General features: G+C 72.7%; 16 protein-coding genes and 2 pseudogenes. 10 read left to right on the top strand and 8 right to left on the bottom strand.

Translation table 11 applies throughout. The features are described 5' to 3' along the window. The first annotated feature begins 43 nt into the window (after positions 1 to 43). The 8 genes and pseudogenes from ACWGH1_RS04865 to ACWGH1_RS04830 all read left to right on the top strand — a co-directional run bounded on the left by ACWGH1_RS04865 (position 44) and on the right by ACWGH1_RS04830 (position 8,267). Positions 44 to 595 (top strand): N-acetyltransferase family protein, encoded by a 552-nt coding sequence (locus tag ACWGH1_RS04865; RefSeq protein WP_453352699.1) that lies wholly within the window; start codon positions 44 to 46, stop codon positions 593 to 595. Between the two features lie 141 nt (positions 596 to 736). Next, positions 737 to 2,205, top strand: a pseudogene (locus ACWGH1_RS04860) (Y4yA family PLP-dependent enzyme). Next, positions 2,202 to 3,523: pseudogene (locus ACWGH1_RS04855) on the top strand (pyridoxal-phosphate dependent enzyme). Before ACWGH1_RS04860 ends, ACWGH1_RS04855 begins: the two co-directional pseudogenes overlap by 4 nt. Position 3,524: 1 nt before the next feature. Next, positions 3,525 to 4,724, top strand: coding sequence for an aminotransferase class V-fold PLP-dependent enzyme (locus tag ACWGH1_RS04850; protein ID WP_453352698.1), 1,200 nt, complete (start codon positions 3,525 to 3,527; stop codon positions 4,722 to 4,724). Positions 4,725 to 4,772: 48 nt separating this feature from the next. Further along, on the top strand, positions 4,773 to 5,528 hold the full coding sequence (locus ACWGH1_RS04845) for a class I SAM-dependent methyltransferase (RefSeq protein WP_453352697.1): 756 nt from the start codon (positions 4,773 to 4,775) through the stop codon (positions 5,526 to 5,528). 620 nt (positions 5,529 to 6,148) lie between these two features. After that, positions 6,149 to 6,433 (top strand): hypothetical protein, encoded by a 285-nt coding sequence (locus ACWGH1_RS04840; protein WP_453352696.1) that lies wholly within the window; start codon positions 6,149 to 6,151, stop codon positions 6,431 to 6,433. Between the two features lie 509 nt (positions 6,434 to 6,942). After that, positions 6,943 to 7,746, top strand: a complete 804-nt coding sequence (locus ACWGH1_RS04835) for a ferritin-like domain-containing protein (RefSeq protein ID WP_453352695.1) — start codon at positions 6,943 to 6,945, stop codon at positions 7,744 to 7,746. Continuing rightward, positions 7,743 to 8,267: a hypothetical protein gene (locus ACWGH1_RS04830; protein WP_453352694.1), complete on the top strand. Its 525-nt coding sequence runs from the start codon at positions 7,743 to 7,745 to the stop codon at positions 8,265 to 8,267. Before ACWGH1_RS04835 ends, ACWGH1_RS04830 begins: the two co-directional genes overlap by 4 nt. Before the next feature lie 715 nt (positions 8,268 to 8,982). Here ACWGH1_RS04830 and ACWGH1_RS04825 read toward each other — a convergent pair. The 5 genes from ACWGH1_RS04825 to ACWGH1_RS04805 all read right to left on the bottom strand — a co-directional run bounded on the left by ACWGH1_RS04825 (position 8,983) and on the right by ACWGH1_RS04805 (position 13,333). Beyond that, a complete protein-coding gene (locus tag ACWGH1_RS04825) occupies positions 8,983 to 9,426 on the bottom strand; it encodes a luciferase domain-containing protein (protein WP_453352693.1) in 444 nt (147 codons plus the stop codon). Positions 9,427 to 9,797: 371 nt separating this feature from the next. Continuing rightward, a complete protein-coding gene (locus ACWGH1_RS04820) occupies positions 9,798 to 11,084 on the bottom strand; it encodes a serine/threonine-protein kinase (RefSeq protein ID WP_453352692.1) in 1,287 nt (428 codons plus the stop codon). 170 nt (positions 11,085 to 11,254) lie between these two features. After that, positions 11,255 to 11,713, bottom strand: coding sequence for a MarR family transcriptional regulator (locus tag ACWGH1_RS04815; protein WP_453352691.1), 459 nt, complete (start codon positions 11,711 to 11,713; stop codon positions 11,255 to 11,257). Beyond that, positions 11,710 to 12,204: a MarR family winged helix-turn-helix transcriptional regulator gene (locus tag ACWGH1_RS04810; RefSeq protein WP_453352690.1), complete on the bottom strand. Its 495-nt coding sequence runs from the start codon at positions 12,202 to 12,204 to the stop codon at positions 11,710 to 11,712. The genes ACWGH1_RS04815 and ACWGH1_RS04810 overlap by 4 nt, the downstream gene beginning before the upstream one ends. A 91-nt stretch (positions 12,205 to 12,295) precedes the next feature. Continuing rightward, a complete protein-coding gene (locus tag ACWGH1_RS04805) occupies positions 12,296 to 13,333 on the bottom strand; it encodes a PP2C family protein-serine/threonine phosphatase (RefSeq protein WP_453352689.1) in 1,038 nt (345 codons plus the stop codon). Positions 13,334 to 13,659: 326 nt separating this feature from the next. On the opposite strand from ACWGH1_RS04805, the gene ACWGH1_RS04800 reads away from it, so the two are divergent. Together ACWGH1_RS04800 and ACWGH1_RS04795 are read left to right on the top strand one after the other, a co-directional pair. Continuing rightward, on the top strand, positions 13,660 to 14,892 hold the full coding sequence (locus ACWGH1_RS04800; protein WP_453408427.1) for an FAD-dependent monooxygenase: 1,233 nt from the start codon (positions 13,660 to 13,662) through the stop codon (positions 14,890 to 14,892). Between the two features lie 216 nt (positions 14,893 to 15,108). Further along, on the top strand, positions 15,109 to 16,338 hold the full coding sequence (locus tag ACWGH1_RS04795; RefSeq protein WP_453408426.1) for a glycosyltransferase 87 family protein: 1,230 nt from the start codon (positions 15,109 to 15,111) through the stop codon (positions 16,336 to 16,338). 6 nt (positions 16,339 to 16,344) lie between these two features. On the opposite strand, the gene ACWGH1_RS04790 is transcribed toward ACWGH1_RS04795, so the two are convergent. From ACWGH1_RS04790 to ACWGH1_RS04780, 3 genes are all read right to left on the bottom strand, one after another. After that, a complete protein-coding gene (locus tag ACWGH1_RS04790) occupies positions 16,345 to 16,746 on the bottom strand; it encodes a hypothetical protein (protein ID WP_453356105.1) in 402 nt (133 codons plus the stop codon). 104 nt (positions 16,747 to 16,850) lie between these two features. After that, on the bottom strand, positions 16,851 to 17,513 hold the full coding sequence (locus ACWGH1_RS04785) for a response regulator transcription factor (RefSeq protein ID WP_453356104.1): 663 nt from the start codon (positions 17,511 to 17,513) through the stop codon (positions 16,851 to 16,853). Continuing rightward, positions 17,501 to 18,802, bottom strand: coding sequence for a sensor histidine kinase (locus ACWGH1_RS04780; protein ID WP_453356103.1), 1,302 nt, complete (start codon positions 18,800 to 18,802; stop codon positions 17,501 to 17,503). The genes ACWGH1_RS04785 and ACWGH1_RS04780 overlap by 13 nt, the downstream gene beginning before the upstream one ends. Between the last annotated feature and the right edge of the window lie 58 nt (positions 18,803 to 18,860).

The raw sequence follows: 18,860 nt of genomic DNA, 5'->3' as shown, positions 1-18,860 counted from the left end.
GCCACTCCCCCACCGCCCACGGCCCTGTGACAGGCTGACCACCATGGCGACCTCCGAGTCCCCCAGGCTCCTCCAGGCGACCTTGCCCGAGGCACTCACCGTCGGCCTGAGACGGCAGCTGATCGACTGCTGGGTGGCCGTGGCCAACGCGGGCGGTGCGGTGATCGCGGCCGGGTTCCCGATGCCGCCGGTCAGCGCCCGCGAGGTGGCCCCCGTCGCGGATCGGCTCATCGCCGCGCTGGAGCCGGACCGCAGCCGGATCATCATGGCCGTCTGCGGGGACACCCTCGCGGGCTGGCTCGTCCTCCGGCGCGATCCGCATCCTCTGATCGCGCACTGCGGTGTGGTCAACCACGTCCAGACGCATCCTGCGTTCCGCGGCCGAGGGCTCGGCGCGGCGCTGATGGAGCGTGTACGGACCGTGGCACGCGGGGAGATGGGCCTGGAGCGGCTGCAGCTCAGCGCGCGGGCGGGACTCGGCCTGGAGGAGTTCTACGGGAGGCTCGGGTGGGTGGAGGCGGGCCGGTGGCCTGGTGCGCTGCGTGTGGCACCGGGCGACTACCGTGACGACATCCTCATGAGCATCAGCCTCTGAACCATCCTGTTCCGGCCGATACGGGAACGGATCCGGGCCGTCCCCTGGAGAGCCTGTACAAACGGGCCCATGATGGAGCCAAGGCGTACGGACGAACGCTGAGGACCAGCCTGCACACCTCATCGGGGGGGCACAGCCGGCATGAGCGACGCGCCTTTGTACCTGGAGCCTCGGCTCAGTGCGGCAATGGCGTCGCTACTGCGGTCGGCCTCCTTCCTGCAATCGCTCGTCGCCGCGCTCGGATCACCGCTCAACGTGGTGATCCCTGATCAGATCGCGGTGAATCTGGGCCTGTTCAGTTCGGTATTGCACCGGCATCAGCTCTCCGGCCGGTTCTTCTTCGCGCACAAGGCGAACCGGTCGAGCGCTCTGGTCCGCCGCCTCACGACGACCGGGGCCGGCCTGGACACGGCCTCCCTCGGCGAACTGCAGCACGCCCTCGGCTCCGGCTTCACCGCCGACAAGGTGATGGCGACCGGACCGAAGGATCCGGAATTCCTGTGGCTGGCCGCCCGCTCCGGTGCGATCGTCCATGCCGACGGTCCCGCCGAGCTGACCGCGGCCGCCGGCCTCGTCCGGACGTACGGACTGCCGCGGCTGAGGGTGCTGCTGCGCCTGTCCGGGTTCGAGACGTCAGGTGCGAGAACGCTTTCCCGCGCGAGCCGGTTCGGCGTCTCCTACAAGGCCCTCGGCGGCCTGCTCGACACTCTGGAGTCCGTCAAGGACGAGCTGGAGCCGATCGGCGTGGGCTACCACCTCGACACCACCGGCCTCGAGGAGAAGTCGGCGGCGCTCGAAGGCTGTCTGGTCGCCGTGGAGGAGCTGCGACTGCGCGGCTTCCGGCCGCGGGCGGTCGACGTCGGCGGCGGTTTCGGCATCAACTACCTGGCCCACGCGGACCAGTGGGAGCGCTACACGAGCGCGCTCACCCAGGCCGTGCTGGGCGGGCGCTCCCCGATGACCTGGGGCGGCCACGGCTACGGACTGCGCACGAGCACGGCACCCTCAAGGGGGCACTGGGCCTCTACCCGGCCTTCCGCCCCGTCGCCGGGGCGGAGTACCTGGACGAGCTCCTTTCCTGCCCCGCTCCGGGCCTCGGCCGTCCGCTGGGCACCGTGTTGCTGGAGAGCCTGTGCGATCTGTACGCGGAACCCGGCCGCGCCCTGGTGGACCAGTGCGGAGTCACCCTCGGCTCCGTGCTGGAAGTGCGGGCGGCGGGCGCCGGTCCGGCCGTGGTGCGGCTCGCCCTCAACTCCGGCGACGTCGGGCTGGAGCAGCACGGCATCCTCATGGACCCCGTACTGCTGCGCCGCGACGGCGCCGCGCCCGCGCCCGGCGGCCCGCCCGTGGCGGTGCACCTCGCGGGGAACCTCTGCCTGGAGTCCGACCTGATCACCCGCCGGACGGTCTTCCTGCCCGCCCTGCCCCGGCCCGGCGATCTCCTCGCCTTCCCCAACACGGCCGGCTACTGCATGGACTTCACCGCCACCGCGGCCCAGCAGCAGCCTTCGGCCCGCAAAATCGCCGTGCGAGAGGAGGGCGGTTCCTGGCGCTGGTGTCTCGACGAGCAGTACTGGCCGGTCTTGGATACGGGGGGACAGCGGGTATGAGGTACGACAGCATCACCGAGGCCATCGGTAACACTCCACTGGTCCGGATCGATCCGCACGTGCACGGACTGCGCAACATCGACCTCTACGCCAAACTGGAGATGCTCAACCCCTTCGGCTCCCTCAAGGACCGGGCCGCCTGGAACATGGTCCGCGCAGGCTTGGCCGGGGCGGCCGAGCGCCGCGAGACGATCGTCGAGCTGTCCAGCGGGAACACCGCCAAGGCCCTGGCACTCATCGCCGGCCTGCACGGGCTGCCCTTCAAGAGCGTCACCAACCGCATGCGGATCCCCGAGATCAAGGATCTGCTCCTGCTGCTGGGCGCCGAGATCGAGGAACTGCCCGGGCAGAGCGAATGCCTCGACCCGACCGCCACCGATGACCCGCTGACCGTCTTCCACCAGCAGCTCAGCCGCCCGGGCAGCGCGCATCTGCACACCGACCAGTACTTCAACCCGCTGAACGCCCGGGCTCATGCGCAAGGCACCGGCCCCGAGATCATCGCGGACCTGGACGGCCGCGCGCCGGACTGGTTCATCGCCTGTGTGGGTACGGCCGGATCGTCCACCGGCGTCGCCTCCGCACTGCGCGCCCACGCCCCGGGCGTCCGCGTCATCGGCCTGGTCGGGGAGAAGTCCGACTTCATCCCGGGCATCCGGACGGCCGACGAGGTACAGGAGGTCGGCCTCTTCGACCCGGCCGCCTACGACGCCATCGAGACCGTCGGTGCGGGCGAGGCCATCGACGGGATGGTGACCCTGCTGCGGCGCTGCGCGCTGCTGGCCGGGCCCACCGGCGGCGCCGCCTACCACGGCGCCGTACGCCACCTCCGCCCGGTCGACGACGCGCTGGAGGAGCGGCGGACGGCCGTCTTCATCGTGTGCGACCGGGCGGAGAGCTACCTGGGCTACCTGCGGGCGCGCCGCCCCGAGCTGTTCGGCCGCCCGCCGGCCAAGAACTCCGTGACCACCCTGACCTCGGCGGACCTGAGCCGGGTCACGGCGATCGGCGTCGAGGAGGCACAGAAGTGGATCGAGACCGGGCACCCGCTCGTGATCGACCTGCGCGGGCCGTTCGCGTACGCCGCCCTGCACATCGACGGCTCCGTCAACATCGTCGACGAGCTCTTCGAGGAACTCGTACGCGGCGGAATGCCGTTCAGCGCGAGCCGGCCGGTTCTGCTGGCCTGTCCCGTCGGCGACAAGTCGGCCCGGTAAACGCGGCCCTGCTGACCCGCATGGGGCATCCCGACGTACGCAGCCTGGCCGGCGGCATCGTCGCCTGGCGGGACGCGGGCGCGCCGCTGGTGCGTGACTGACATGGACGACCCGGCAGCCCAACTGAAGTCCCTCGCCCCCTGGCAGCGTCCGCTGCGGGCCCAGTTCCCCATCGTGACCGGTCATCCGGAACTGGTGTACCTCGACAGTGCCGCCACCGCGCAGAAACCGCAGGCGGTGCTCAGCGCCGTACGGACCTACCTCACGACGGCCAACGCCAACGCCGGGCGGGGCTCCTACCCGTGGGCGAACACGACGACCTCCCTGGTGGAGGGCACCCGCGACCGGGTGAAGGAGTTCCTCGGCGATCGGGCCCCGGACCGCTCGTCGGTCCACTTCACGAGCGGCACCTCCGAGGGGCTGCGCACGGTGGCGCGGGACTGGCTGCCGGAGCTCCTGGAGGACGGCGACGAGATCGTCGTCCCGCACGCGGACCACCAGGCGAACCTCGCGCCCTGGCTGGAGACCCGGGCGCTGCTGGCCCGGCAGGGGGTGCGGATCCGGGTGCGGGAGCTGCCGTACCAGAGCAGTTCCGGGGACTACGATCCGGACGCCCTCGCCCGGGCGGTCGGGCCGCGTACCCGGTTCGTGGCGGCCACGCACGTGCACCACGTGTTCGGCGCCGACATGAACGTCCACCGCATCCGCGAGGCCGTGGGTCCGCAGGTGGCCATCTGCCTGGACGCGGCGCAGAGCATCGGGCACCTGCCGGTGTCGGTGGCCGCTCTGGACGTTGACTTCCTGGTCTTCTCAGGGCACAAGGCGCTGGCTCTGCCCGGCACCGGCGCCGTCTGGGCGCGCGGGCTGCGCGGCCCCGCCTTCCGCCCCGGCGGCTGGCAGGGCACCCCGAACACGGCGGGGATCGCGAGCCTGGCGGCCGCTCTCGACTGGCTGGACGCAGCCGGGACCCGTCGTATCGAACGCTGGACCACGGCGCTGGCCTCGATCCTCACCGACGGGCTGAGCACCCTGGACGCGTTCGAGGTGCTCGGCTGCCGGACCAGCCTCGCGGCGGACAGCTCCGTGCAGCGGCGAAGCAGCATCGTGACGTTCCGGCACCGTGAGATCAGCGCCCAGGACCTGGGGTTCATCCTCTTCAGCCGGGGTTTCATGGTGCGCTCCGACGACCACTGCCAGGCCGGGCGGAGTGTACGCGACGGCTCGGTGCGCGTCAGCCTGCACGTCTACAACACACCCGAAGAGATGCAGCAATTGGTGACCACGCTGTCCGGGCTGCAATGATTTTCATGAGCAGGCTGTGGTCACGGCGACGGAGGCAACCAGAGCACGATGAGCATGAGCACGGTGGCGGCCGCGCGCTGGGTGCAGCGCTGGGAGTCCCAGCAGCAGCGGTACGCGGTCGAGCGTGAGGAGCGGTTCACCGTCATCGGGGACGTGGTCGAGCGCGTGACGCTCGACCGGCCGGACCCACTGGTCGTCGACCTCGGGAGCGGCCCCGGCTGCCTGGCCGCACGTTTGGCGGACCGGCTTCCGCAGGCCGAGGTGGTGGCGGTGGACGCCGATCCGCTGCTCCTGGAACTGGGCAGGGTCCACTACGGAACCGCCGTACGCCACGTCGAAGCGCTGATCGGGGCGCCCGGGTGGCTCGAGGCCCTCCCCGTGGACCGCGCGCTGGACGCGGCCGTGTCCACCACCGCCCTGCACTACCTGAGCGAGCCCACCCTGCGGGACGTGTACCGGGACGTCGCCGAACGGCTGCGGACCGGCGGCGTGTTCGTCAACGGCGACCACATCCGTCCGGACTCCCCGAAGATCCGCGAGCTGGCGGACGACATCGGCCGCCGCCGGTCCGAGCGGCAGCTCGCCCGCACCGGCGAGGACTGGCAGTCCTGGTGGTCCGGGGCCGTCGCCGATCCCGAACTCGCCGCCCTGCTCGCGCGGCAGGGCGAACACCGGCACCCGCCCTGCGAGGGCAACGACCTGCCCTTGTCCGGCCACATCGAGCTGTTGCGCGAGGCCGGATTCCAGGACGTCGGGACGGTCTGGCAGTTCGGCAACAGTCACGTCCTCGTCGCCGTGCGTTGAACGGACTCCGCCCGCTCCCCATCAGCCGCAGCACCGCGCTGGGCACGCCGTGCGCAGTTGCCCAGGGCCAGGGGGTGCCAAGGTTTCGCGCTCTCGGCCCGAAGGTCGTCTCCTGGCCGGCGCCCTTCGCGGTGGCTGAGGCCGGCCACCGTCTCGGCCTGGTCCCAGACCGTCAGGAACGACGTCCGCAGGCACGCCGCGAGCGCCGGGTGCTCGATGTACAACGCGGTCGTGGCCGGTGTGTCCGCCATCGGGTCGGGCATGTCGCACCGCACCAGCGAGGTGTCGGCGGTGATCAGTTTCAGCGGGAGCCGGGGGGGTGAAGCGGGACTGCTCGCCCGCTGCGCCGAAGCGGCGCACGTTCTCCAGGAGTTCCGCATCGGCCAGCGCGTCGCGGGTGTGCACGGCGCGGGACGTGCCCCCGGCGCGGCGCAGCCCGCGGACGGCCTTGATGCCTTCGTCGTTGGCGGCGGGGGCGACGAAAGGGGGCTTGCAGAAGCTGTGTGGCCCGGGCGATGCGCCTATCCGAGTGCCTTCCGGGCGTCTCGCGGGCGGCGCGCGCGGGGTGGGGGTATGTCGTTTCGCGCCGGGTGACCTTGGGATGCACGAGGAGATCAGCCATGTACGCAGTGATTCGACGGTACGAAGAGGTGACCGATCCTGCCGAGGCGGGACGCCGAGTGGACGAGGGTTTCGTGCCTCTCCTCCGTCAAGTTCCCGGATTCGTCGCCTACTACTGGGTGGACGCGGGGGGTGGGGTGATGGTCTCGACCAGCGTCTTCGAAGACCAAGCCGGGGCCGAAGCGTCAGTCAGGAGGGCGGCCGAGTTCGTACGTGACCACCTCGCGTCCCTGCTGCCCACCGCTCCCCAGGTCACAGCGGGCCAGGTGGTGGCTGCTGGGTGACGACCAAGCCGGAGCACCGCCTCGCCCGTGGCGTCGACGCGGACCATTCCGGTCGCGCGTGCCGACGACGTCACTCACACGACCCGGCCGAAGCCGCCGGCAGGCAGTAGCGGGTCCAGTACGGCGCACACCGCCAGGGTGAACTGCCAGGAGTGCGCCCGTCGCCGCCCCAGCGATCAGAGCCCGCCAGAGGCACTCGCGCGCTTCCCGGACTCGCGAGCGGCAGCGGCCGGTGGGGCGGCGCCTGATGTCTGCCGGCCTCACGGCTACCGATCGAGGCCCTGAACCACCGCCGGTCTGCGCGGCGGCCTCCGCCGGCCCAGCCGTCCCCGTCCGGGCAGACGACACACCTGCGCCCGTGGCGGCCGCCGGTACCCCCGCTGCTCCGCACGGCTGACAAGCCGCCACGCACGGGTGGGTTGCCTTCGAACGGCGCGCGGACGCACGAGAATCCCGGTTACGGGCGATGAACCACGCCCCCACACGCAAGGGAGCTGTTGAATTTGCCGGTGGAGACCCGAAAGCACGCCAGGGCCCGCACGGACGAGACCCCACCGATCACCGACCGCGAGGGTCTGGTGGCGGCGCTCCAGGAAGCGCTGGCGCTGGAGCACGCGATCATTCCGGTCTACCTGTACTCGTTGCTCTCCCTGGACCGCCAGCGCAACCAGGAGGTGGCGGCCACCGTGCGCAGCGTCGTCATGGAAGAGATGCTGCACATGGCCCTGGTGGGCAACGTCCTCAACTCGGTGGGTGCGACACCTGCCATCGGCGGCCCGGGATTCGTTCCGCGCTATCCGGCCCGCCTGCCCGGTGGCGTCCTGCCCGACCTGACGGTCTCGCTGCGCCGCTGTTCGGTCGAGCACGTCAGGAACGTGTTCATGGCGATCGAGCGCCCGCACTCGCCGGTGGCCGTCTCCGGCCGGCGGGATCTGCGGATCCTGGAAGGCCATGAGGTGACGCTCTCGCCGCGGGGCGACATCGTCGGAGCGACGCCCGAGATCCTCTCGGCGCCCCAGCGGTTCTTCGAGACGGTCCGCTACGAGGACCACACCATCGGCTGGCTCTACCAGCGCATCGCCACCGCACTCATCGATCTGAACCGTAGACAGGACCTGTTCACCGGTGATCCCGGCCGTCAGGTCCTCTGGCCCGGAGCGCCGGGCCGACTGTACCGGGTGACCGACCTGCCCAGCGCCCTGTGGGCACTGGTCGAGATCATCCGGCAGGGCGAGGGCACCGTGGAAAACCCCACCGTCGGCGCGCTGCCGACCGACCCCACCGAACCACCACCGCCGAGGAGCGCCCGATGAGACCGGAGATCAGCCGTCGCGGCACCCTGCAGGCCGCCGCGGGACTCTCCCTGAGCGGCCTGCTGCCCCTGACCGTGCCGAACGCGGACGCCGCTCGGGCAATGTCCACCGCCGGGGGCGGGACCGAGGAACTCGCGCACTACTACCGGTTCATGGAGATCGCCGAAGGACGCCGACTCGTCCGGGACCGCGGAAGCTGGCAGCTCACGGGTCCCCCACTCACCCTGGCCGGCGCCGGCGTGCTGCCTCTCGTGGACGACCCCGACACCGAGAAGCTCCCCCCGGGCAGCCGGGAGCGTGAGGCCTCCGAAGCCTGTGACGCCGCCTACGACGAGGTCCTACAAGCCCTGCGGCGCGTCTTCGACGGCCACCCGGACGAACTCCGCAACGCCGTCGCCCGCATGCGTGCCTTCGAGAGCCAAGCCGAGGAACTGTCCCGGATCCCCAGCGCGCCCGGCGCCTCGACCGTACTCGGACCGGCCTTCCGCCTCCCCGAGGCTGACGGGCCGCCATCCGGCTGACCGGCGCCCGGGCGTCAGCCTGCCGAGAGGCCGGCAGGGGCCGTCCGGGCGCTGGGACGGCCGTGCGGCACAGTGGCGGTGGTCCCTTCCTCTGCTGCTCGTCGTCCGGCCCACGGCCCCCGGATGCGTCGCCGTCCACCCCGCCCGCACCGCCGCGCCGGCCAACGCGTGCGTGCGCGCGGACTCGTCCACAAGAGCACCCGGCCGACGGGCGCGGGGCCCGGCCGCCGTCCGCCAACGGAGCACGGGTACCCGCGCAGGCGCGTACCTGCTGCCGCCAGGCCGGCCACCGTCGGGCTGCCGTGACCGCCGGCTCGGTACGCTGCCGCCCGTGCCGGGTCCGGGCGCTGTGGGCCGTGACCTCACCGAGCGCGCCGAGCATCGCGCCCGCCGCATGTGATGCCGCCGCACCGCCGCTCGCGCCGGCCGGCACCACCCGCACGGCCGGCTCCGCGGAGGCAAGCGCCAACGCGACCGAACGCCCCACCACCCCAGTCCCGACCACCAACAGTGAAGAACGATGCCGCGCACGCCGACCCGCGCGAGCGCTCGCCGAGACCGACGGAACCAGTCTCCCCGGGCCGTAGAAGTACCGAGGACCCGACCGAATGCGGCATCGGTCTTCTCAAGAGACACCGGGTGGTGGCACCCGGTACGACGAGCCCTCCGTTCTGCTACGGCCGGAGGCCGCGGGAGCGCGAGCACCCAGGGTCCTTCACCTCGCGCCGACCGCGTACCGGTACGACAGCTGGACGATCTTCCACACCGTCTCCAACTCGGCTGCGGTCCTGGGACCGTAGACGAGCGTCACGGCCTGGACCGGGTGGTGCACGCCCCAGCCCGCGGCGATGACGTCTTCCTCTGCCTCCGGGGGGAGCGTGAGGTGGAGCGAGCCGTCGTGGTGGGGATGGATGTGGGCCCACTCCCTGCCGCGCTGGAAGGCTTCGGCGGGGCCCGAGCCGATGCCCTCGGGCAGGAAGAGGGCACGGGCGTGCGGGACCGAGACGAGCGTCGGGGACATGTACACGTAGGGCAACGCACGCATCCGTTCCCACAGCTCTTCCTGCAGCATGATCGGGGCGATCTGGGAGCCCTGCCCGTGCGGCGCCGGGCCGAAGACCCTCGGGGCTGCGCCGTTGCGGGGCGTCAGGGTGAGCATGGCGAGGTTCCTTTCCAGTGGCCGGTGAACCGACCGTGAATGGTCAACGGAGATGCAGCATGCGTGCTTGATGCCTGCGCCTTGGTGGAGGGCCGGTCGAGACACGACGGAGCCCGGTGACTGCTTCGGCGAGCGCGAGCACTCCGCCCGGGACACCGTCTCCCGCAGTACTGACGCTGGTTCGGGGACGGCGCACGCGACGTCGATGTACTCGTTGCAGAGAGAGATCCCGACGAGCCCCCGTGGGTCTCGACGGAGACCCGCCCGAGCCCGTCCTTGACCCTGTTCATGCACCCGCCGAGCGGCCCGCATCCGAACCCTCGCGGAAGGCGTCAGTCTGCTCAGGTACCCGCCACGGGCGGACGCTGGGGCTACCGCTTCTTGTTCTCCGTCTTCCCGTTGTCCTTGGCCTTGCGCTCCTTGTCCTTGTCCTTCGCCTTCGGTTTCCGGCTCGCGGGCGGCGCCGCTGCGGGAGCCGCTGAGGGGGCAAGGCTCGGGGTGATGGCCGGGGCGGCGGCAGGCGCGGGGCGCGCAGCCGTGGTTACGGGGGCGGTGGGAAGGGCGGCAGGTGGAGCGGCGGGCGTGGGCGACGTACGGGCCGCCGCCTCGGGTGCCGTCGGCCGGCTGCCTGTTGTCGCCAGGGGGGAGGCGGTCGCCCCTACCAGAAGCAGGGACGCGCCGACCACGCTCGCAGCCGTCACAGCCGCTCCCTTCGTACGACGGCCGGTCCGGCACCTTCTGTTCTTGCCGCCGGGCACCTGCCGGGCCCGGGCCAGTGGAACGGGTGCACGGTGCGTATCCGGTGCTTGCCCCGAGGCCCCGGGTTCACGCGCCGGCTGCGGTGCGGGGCGCGGGCCCGGCGCCGCGCACAGGCCCCGCAGCACCAGATGGGTCCGGGCGGCGTCGGGGCGTGCCTGCGGGTCCTGGTCGGTCATCGCCTTCAGCAGTCTTCCCAGGGCCTGGGGCAGCAGCTCGGGTACGTGCGGGGGACGCAGCAGCGGGGCGACGCCGAGTTCGACGGGGGTGCCGGCGTATTCGCGCTCTCCTGTCAGTGCCTCCAGCAGCGTCAGGCCCAGGGCGTAGACGTCGCTGGCGGTGCCCGCACCGTGGCCGCGGAGCTGCTCGGGGGCCATATAGGCGAGGGTTCCGACGAGCGTGTCCGGTGCGCTGCGGGAATGGTCGTCCAAGGTCCGCGAGAGACCGAAGTCGGCCAGGAAGGGCGACCCGTCGTCGCAGAGCAGGACGTTGGACGGCTTGATGTCGCGGTGGATGATGCCGTGCGCGTGGACGTGGTCGAGGGCAGATGCGATCTCGGCGCCGAGCCGGATCACTTGTACCGGGCTGAGCGGGCCGGCGTCGATGCGCGTGCGCAACGTGATGCCGCGTATGAGTTCGGTGACCATGTAGGCACCGTGATCGTGACGTCCGGTGTCGTACACCGTGACCAGGGCGCGGTGCGAGAGACGGGCCAGGGTCTGCGCCTCGTCACAGAAACGGTCGGCGGTGACGGTGTCCGTTCCGGAGCGGAACACTTTCACCGCGACCTCGCGTCCCAGAACCTGGTCGACACCCCGGTACACGTCCGCCGTCCCGCCGGAGCCGATGAGCGCTTGGAGCCGGTAGCGCTCGCCCAGCACCGAGCCGACTGGGGTCTGCACTGCGTGAGCTGGACCCGGACGTGCCGACATGCGGGGACCTCCTCGACTCGCGGGCAGTACACCGCGTTTACCCCTCGGCCTCGGGAGTACGCAGCCCTTCGCGTCGACGGGCTCGTTGCCTCCGGGCCGTGACCGCGCGCGTCCACCGGGCCCCGGTCCGTGCGGCTGTGTCAGGTGGTCAGGGCAGCAAGTTCTGCGTTGGCGCGCTCGGTGACCAAGGCGAGGACGCGGCCGGCGGCGGCCAGGTCATCGGCGGCCAGGCCGCCCCAGATGCGGGCGCTTATGGGAGCGGTCTCAGCGCCGACGGCGGCGAGCAGCAGGCGTCCTGCTTCTGTGGGTCGGAGGTGCGTTCCGTCGACGACGAGCAGTTGCTCGGTCAGGAGGTCGTCGAGAGTGGCGCGGACGTCGGCCGGATCGGCTTTGAGGGAGGCCTGGACCCGGGTGGCGAGATCGTCCGGCGTCTGCGGGGTGTCGGCGGTGACGGCGGCGCGCAGGACGACCTGGTGCTGGAACGTGATGCCGTGGCGGGCCAGGACGTGCTCCAGGACGCCGCGGGCCGCGTAGTGGGCCAGGCCGAGGGCGCGGGCGTCGGCGGCAGGTGCGCTGGTGGTGGAGGCAGCGGTGGTCATGGTGTTGTCCTCTGAGTGCTCTCGTCGGTGAGTGCGGGTGGAGCGAGAGGGGTTTCGAGCAGGGCCCTCAGCTCATCCGTGAAGGCGTGCGTGCGCGGGGCATCGAGGCCGCCGAGGGGCTCCAGCAACTGCTTGAGCAGTTCCTGGACCACCGCGATGGCCTGCCGCGCAGCGGCTTGGCCCTGCGGGGTCAGGGCGAGCTGTACAGCGCGCGGGTCGTGGGGGTCGCGAGTGCGCTCGAGCAGGCCGGCCGACTCCAGGCCGCGCGCCAGCTTCGACACGTACAGCGCCTCCAGACCGGTGTGGTCCGCAAGCCGGCGCTGACTGGGGCGCTCGCCGGCGCGCTGCATACCGTGCAGCGACGCGACCAGCGAATACTGCGCATGGGTGAGGCCCAGCGGAGCCACCGCGCGATCGACGGCGACACGCCACTTGTTGGCGAGCCGCCACACCAGGAATCCGGGAGTGCCCCCCGGTGAACTCCTACTCATGCAAATAGAGTACATGGCTACTATAGCCATGGCTACTATGTGAACCGGGCAGAGCTGGCGGTCGGCCCGGCACAGGGCCGGGAGCGGCGCCTCAGGGCTCACCCAGGCGTACGGCGAGGGCGGCGATGTCGTCGTCAAGGCGCCCTCTGCTGTAGCGGAGGAGGTCGCGGTGAAGGGCCGTGAGCAGTTCGCGGGGCGGTGTCTCGGGCTGTTGGCGCATCCAAGTGGCCAACGGGAAGAACTCGCCGTCGCGGGCGCGGGCCTCGGCGATCCCGTCGGTGTAGAGGAGCAGCAGGTCGTTCGGGGCGAAGTCGAAGGTGTCGACGTTGTAGTGCTCGCCGATCAGCTCCGCGAGGCTGAGCAGTGGCGAGGGGGTGGCCGACTCGAGCACACGGAGATCGCCGCCGTGCAGGAGCAGCGGTGGAGGGTGTCCGCAGTTGAGGATGCCGATGTGCCCGCCCTCGCGCGGGATCTCGACGAGAAGGGCGGTGGCGAAGCGCTCCATCGGCCCCTCGGGGGGAAAGGCGGCGTTGTAACGGGTGCTGCTGGCGTCCAGCCTGCGCGCGACGTTGACCATGTCGGCCTCCCCGTAGGCCGCCTCCCGGAAGGCGTTGACGATCGCCGCGGCCGCCCCCACGGCCGGCAAGCCCTTGCCCCGCACGTCACCGATGAGCAGCCTGACCCCGTACGGCGTGTCGACCACCTCGTAGAAATCCCCGCCGATGCGGGCCTCCGCCGCGGCCGCGAGATACAGCGACTCGATCTCGATGCCCGCGACGACACGCGGCATGGGGCTCATTACCACCTGCTGCGCCGCGTCGGCGACGAGCCGCACCTGGAAGAGCGTGCGCTCCCGCTGGAGCCGGACATGACTTCCGTACGCTGCGGCCACGGTGACCGCGATGATGCCCGCAGCCGTCCACCACGTCCCCAGACCGGGAAAGACGAGGCTGAGGCCGATCATCAGGAAGAGGCAGACCGTCCCGAGCAGGACGGTGGGAAGCACCGGCCACATGGCGGCGGCGAGTGCCGGCGCCGCGGGCAGGAGGCGACTGAAGGCCAATTCCGGCGGAGTGGCGTATGCCAGGCTGGCGATGACGACGGTCAGGATGACCGGCGACAGCCGCACAAGTCTTCCCGGGCCGGGGCGCCCGTGGAGTCGCGGCCGTCCAGACTCGATCACACTTCCCAGAATATGCACAAAGCGGGCATACCGCCCTGACGAGCGGAGTCTCTGCCTGCCCTCCCGCGCATGGCGTCAGGGCACCGTTTCCAATGGAGGGAGCTGCCGGTGGGCACGTCACCCCCGGCGCGTCGGGGAGGCGGCACTGGCCGGGTGACCGGCCGTGCTCCCTTGCCGGATCCCCCGCCCGTGCCGGAGAGTCCCCGTAGGACCGGCCCCGCCGGTCGCGGCAGGGGACCGGGTGCGGGGATCGGCCAGTCGAGGGAGCAGCCATGCAGGGCGGTACGGTCGCAGTGGTCGGCGGAAGCATTGCCGGATGTGCGTTCGCCTCGGCGGCGGCACGCGCGGGGGCGGACGAGGTGGTGGTGCTGGAGCGCACCCGGGGGCAGCTCGCCGACCGGGGACTCGGGCTGTGCATCCACGACGAGCGGGCCGTCGAACTCGCGGCGACCGGCGCCCTGCCGCCGGGCATCGCCGCCCACCGGCTGACCCGGCGCCGGTGGGTGGTCCGGGACGCCGCCGCCGGGCCGGCCGGGCGGATGTTCTGGGAGCAGCCGTTCCCCTTCCACTCCTACCACTGGGGACTGCTGTGGAGCGGGTTACGGGAGGCGACGCCCGCATCCGTGGTCTACCGCCAGGGCGTGGCGGTGACCGGGGTGGCCGCCGCCGGGGACCGGGCCGAGGTGCGGCTCGCGGGCGGGGGCACGGAGCAGTACGACCTGGCCGTCGGCGCCGACGGGTACCGCTCGGTGGTACGGGAGACGGTCTGCCGTACTTCCCGCCCCGAGTACGCCGGGTACGTCTGCTGGCGCGGCAACTTCGACGCCCGGCGGCTGGCGGAGACCGGCGAGGCGGACTGGCCCCGTGACGCCGTGACCACCGTCTGCTTCGAAGGCGGCAGCTGTGTCGTCTACCGCATCCCCGGCCCGGCCGGTCCCCGGGTGAACTGGGTGCTGTACGCGATGCCCCCGCAGAGCGGGCGGCTGCGGCTGGACGACCCCACCAGCTTTCCGCCCGGGCAGGTCACTGCCGAACTGGGCGCGGCACTGGCCGAGTTGCTGGAGCGCGGTTTTCCGCCGTACTGGGCCCGCGTCATCTCGCTGACGGACGCGGAGCACACCTTCGTCCAGCCGATCTACGACCTTGCGAGCGCGCACACCACCGCGGGCCGCTTCCTGCTGGCCGGTGACGCGGCGGTCGTGGCGCGCCCGCACACCACCAGCGGGGCGGCGAAGGCCCTCCAGGACGCCAGCGCCTTCGAGGCCGCCTGGCGCCGGTCGGCCTCCTGGGACGAGCTGCTGGACACCTACCGTGCCGGGCGGGGGCCTGCGGGCCGGGAGCTCGTCGCCCTGGCCCGCAGGCTCGGCCGGGCCCAGGTGGAGCGGACGCCCGTCTGGGCCGCGATGGACGCCCGTGAGGCGGGGTCGTGGTGGCGGGACCAGCTCGCGGACGCGGCGGACATCGGCGGCCAGGCCATGACCGCCCCGAAGCCGCTGGTGGAGTGATCGCGTGACCACCTGGACGCCTCGTCCGACTGGGCCCACTGGCTGGTCCCGGCTTCCCCCACGGCGGTTTCACGGCAAGCCCCGACTGATGCCCGGCCGCACCTGGTACGAAGCGCCGGCCGGCGGCGGGGCCCGGCGAGGGTAGGGAAAACCCCACCACTAAGTCTCCGCCTGGGCGTGCAGACCCGGCGGGGGCCGCGCGGCTGGAATGGGTCCATGACCCGTTCCGTCCGCACCTTCCCGTTTCAGGCCTCCCGTTTGCTCCCCGCTTCGTCCGCCGTCCGGTGGACCGTCGGCTGGCTGCTCGCGGCCGCCTGGGCGCTGTCCTTCCCGCTGGTCTCCTCGCTCGGCCCGCACCGGCTGTGGGGTTGGTGCGCGGGCGGCGGCTACCTGGCCGCCGCCGGGGCCGGCGTCCTCGGCCGTCGCCGGGTGGCCGTCGGTGCGGCCCTGCTCGGGGCCGTCGCCGTACCGCTGCTGTACCTGGTCCTGACCGGCCGGGGCCAGTCCGAGGTCGCGGTGATCGAACGGTCCGGGCGGCTCCTGCTGCAGTCCGGACGCCTCTACGTGGACCAGCCCGCCGGGGTCGAGGAGTACACCCCCTACCTGCCCGGCATGGCCCTGCTCGGCCTCCCGCGCGCCCTGCTGGGCGGCGGCGACGGCTGGGCGGTCCGCCTCCTCGGCGACGCCCGGATCTGGTGCGCGGCGGTCCTGTTCGCCGCCCTGTGGGCGGGGCGCCGGATGCTCGGCGGTCCCGCCCCCCGGCTGCTCCCGGTGCTGGTGGCGTCTCCTGTGGTGGCCCTTCCGCTGGCGGTGAGCGGGGTGGACCTGCCGCTGGCGGGGCTGTGCTGCCTGGCGCTCGCGGCGGCCTCCTCCGGCCGCCCGGCGGTGGCCGGGGCGGCGCTCGCGGCGGCGTGTGCCATGAAGTGGACCGCGCTGCCCGCGGTGGCGGTGGCCGTCGCCGTCCTCGGGGCCTGCCGGGGTGCCCGTGCGGCGGTCCGCTGCGCGGCAGTGGCGGCGTCGGTCACGGCCCTGCTGGTGCTGCCGGCGGTCCTGCTCCAACCGGCCGAGCTGTGGCGGCAGGTGTTCGCCTTCCCGACGGGCCGGGCGGAGGTGGCGACCCCGGCGAGCAGCCCCCTGCCGGGTCATCTGCTGGCCGGACTCGGACCCCGGGGCTGGTACCTGGCTGTGGCCCTGCTGGCCCTGGGCGGCCTGGCGATGGCGGTGTCGCTGTGGGTGCGCCCGCCGCGCACGGTCGTCGCCGCCGCCGATCGGCTTGCGCTCGGGCTCACCCTCGCCTTCTCGCTGGCCCCCGCCGGCCGCTTCGGGTACCTGGCCCTGCCGCTGCTGCTCGTGGCCTGGTCCCGCTCGGCGGCCCCGCGCCCGGGGCCCTCCCGGATCGTGGCCCGGTCCGCCACGCCGGCCCGGGGTGCGGCGCGGGCCCGGTGATCCCGGTCAGCGGGCGTTCTCGTACCGGCCCACCGCGCGCGCGACGGCGTCCTGCAGCGGCTGCATCCGGTCGACCAGTTGCCGGTAGTCGCCGCCCCGGCCGTCGGACCATTGGCCCAGAGCGACCACCATGGCCCGCCCGCCTCCCGTGTGGTCGCCCCGCACGTCCTTGTACAGCGCGGTCTGTTCACCCGCGCAGCCCTTTCCCTCGGCGATGTAGCCGGCCAGGCGCGGCCCGACGGTACCGGGTTCGGGACAGGACGCCAGCGCGGCCGAGCCCACCCGGGTGAAGGCGCCACCGGCGCCGTCCGGGACCTGGGCCGGGAAGGCGTCGGCCAGGGCGATCACCGGCCGGGAGGCGGGGTCGGCGGCCGCAGCGGCCTGCGCCATCGGCGAGGACGTGGCCATCGCGGCTGCGGAGGGGGTGGCGACTTCGGCACGTCCAGACCCTGGGGATCAACCCCGTGGAAGTGAATACCCCCAGGTCACAGCCTCATCACTATCCGGGGGGATCAGTTCCGCCCGGTGCCCCGCAGATGGGCCAGGACGGCCAGGACGCGGCGGTTGCCCTCCGTCGGGTCCAGTTCCAGCTTCGTGAAGATGCTGCCTGCGTGCTTGACGACGGCGGCCTCGGTGACGAACAGTCTGGCCGCCAGAGCCTGGTTGTTGAGCCCTTCCGCCATCAGTGCGAGCACTTCGCGCTCGCGGGGGGTGAGCCGCGCCAGCGGCCGGTCCGGGCCCTGCTGGGGAGCGAGCAGCACGCGCACCACCTCCGGGTCGATGACCGTCTGGCCCCCGTGGACCCGTTCCAGGGCGTCGAGGAACTCGGTCACCTCGCCGACCCGGTCCTTGAGCAGGTAGCCCAGCCCGGCCGGTGAACCGCCGGTGAACAGCTGGGTCGCGTACGCCGTGGCCACGTACTGGGAGAGCACGAGGACCGGCAACGAGGCATCGCGGGAGCGCAGTTCGAGCGCGGCCCGCAGTCCCTCGTCGTGCAGGCCGGGCGGCATCCGTACGTCCGTGACGACCACGTCGGGCCGCTCGGCCTCCACCGCCCGCAGCAGGGCGGCGGCGTCACCGACGGCGGCGAGGACCTGGTGGCCGCCGAGGGTCAGCAGTTCCGTCAGCCCGGCGCGCAGCAGCACCGAGTCCTCGGCGAGGATCACCCGGAGCACGGGACCTCCACGCGCAGTTCCGTCGGGCCGCCCACCGGACTGGAGACCATCAGCCTGCCCTGCAACATCGCCACCCTGTCCGCGAGACCCGCCAGGCCCGCTCCCGCGCCGGGATCGGCCCCGCCGCGGCCGTCGTCCGTGACGGTGAGAGTGAGCCGGTCCCCCTCGATCCTACCGGCGACGCCGACGTGCGAGGCGCCGCTGTGCTTCGCGGCGTTCGCCAGCGCCTCGGTGACGGTGAAGTAGGCGGTGGTCTCGACCGGTTCGGGCAGCCTGGGCAGGTGGGCGAGTTCCACCGTGACCGGCACGGGATGGCGCAGCGCCACTTCGGCGACGGCCGCCGCCAGCCCGTGGTCGCTCAGTACCTGCGGGTGTATGCCGCGTACGAGGTCCCGCAGTTGCTCCAGGGCCAGCCTCGCCTCGGCGCGCCCCCGGCCGACCAGCACCGCGGCCTCGGCCGCTTCCGGGATCCGGCGCAGCCGCAGCTCCGCGAGGCCCAGGGTCATGCTGAGGGCGACCAGTTGCTGCTGGGCCCCGTCGTGCAGGTCGCGTTCGATGCGCCGCCGTTCCGCCTCGAAGGCTTCCACCAGCCGGACCCGCGACCGGGTCAGCTCCAGCACCCGGCCGTCCTCCTCGCGCGGCCCCAACAGCAGCCGGGCCGCCTTCACCTGCGCCCCGGTGATCAGCGCGCCCGCGTACGCCGCCAGCACCAGCCCCGCCAGCCCGGCAGCCGTCCCGCCCAGCGCCTCCAGGGGGCCCGCAACCGCCTGGCCCGGTATCAGCATCACCGGCTCCGGGGCGAGGGCCCACACGATGACCGGGGCCGCCACCAGGATCAGCGAGAACGCCAGGAGCGTCAGCACCCCGAAGCCGGCTGCCCCGAACACCGCCCCGAGCAGGACGGCATACCCGAACTCCCGCCAGGTGGCTCGCTCCCGCAGCCGGGTGCGCAGCCAGGCGGCGGCGCCGGCCCCGGCCAGCGAGGTGTGCGGATCGGCGACCGGCGCCGGCTCGACCCACCGGAGCCTGCGCCGCTCCAGCTCCCCGAGCGGTACGGCGCCGGCCACGGCGGCGAGCAGCAGCAGGAGCCCGAGGCCGGCGACCGCGAGCAGCAGCCCGAGCCCCACCAGCAACACCAGCGCGACCAGCACCGCGTACCCGAGTGGGAACCCGCTGCCCAGGTAGGCCCAGCACCGCCACGGCCACAGCGAACCGAGGAACCTCCAGGGCCGCCGCATCACCCCCCACACGGCCACCGGAGAAACGAGGGGGGAGTCGGAAACCGGCATGTGCTCCAGCCTAACGAGCTCGCGCGGCGATCATCGGTGACGGGAACCCGGCCGGGTC

Source organism: Streptomyces sp. NPDC054883 (genome assembly GCF_053610645.1).
Note: the sequence above shows the minus strand (reverse complement) of the source record. Positions and strands in the feature narration are given on the sequence as shown.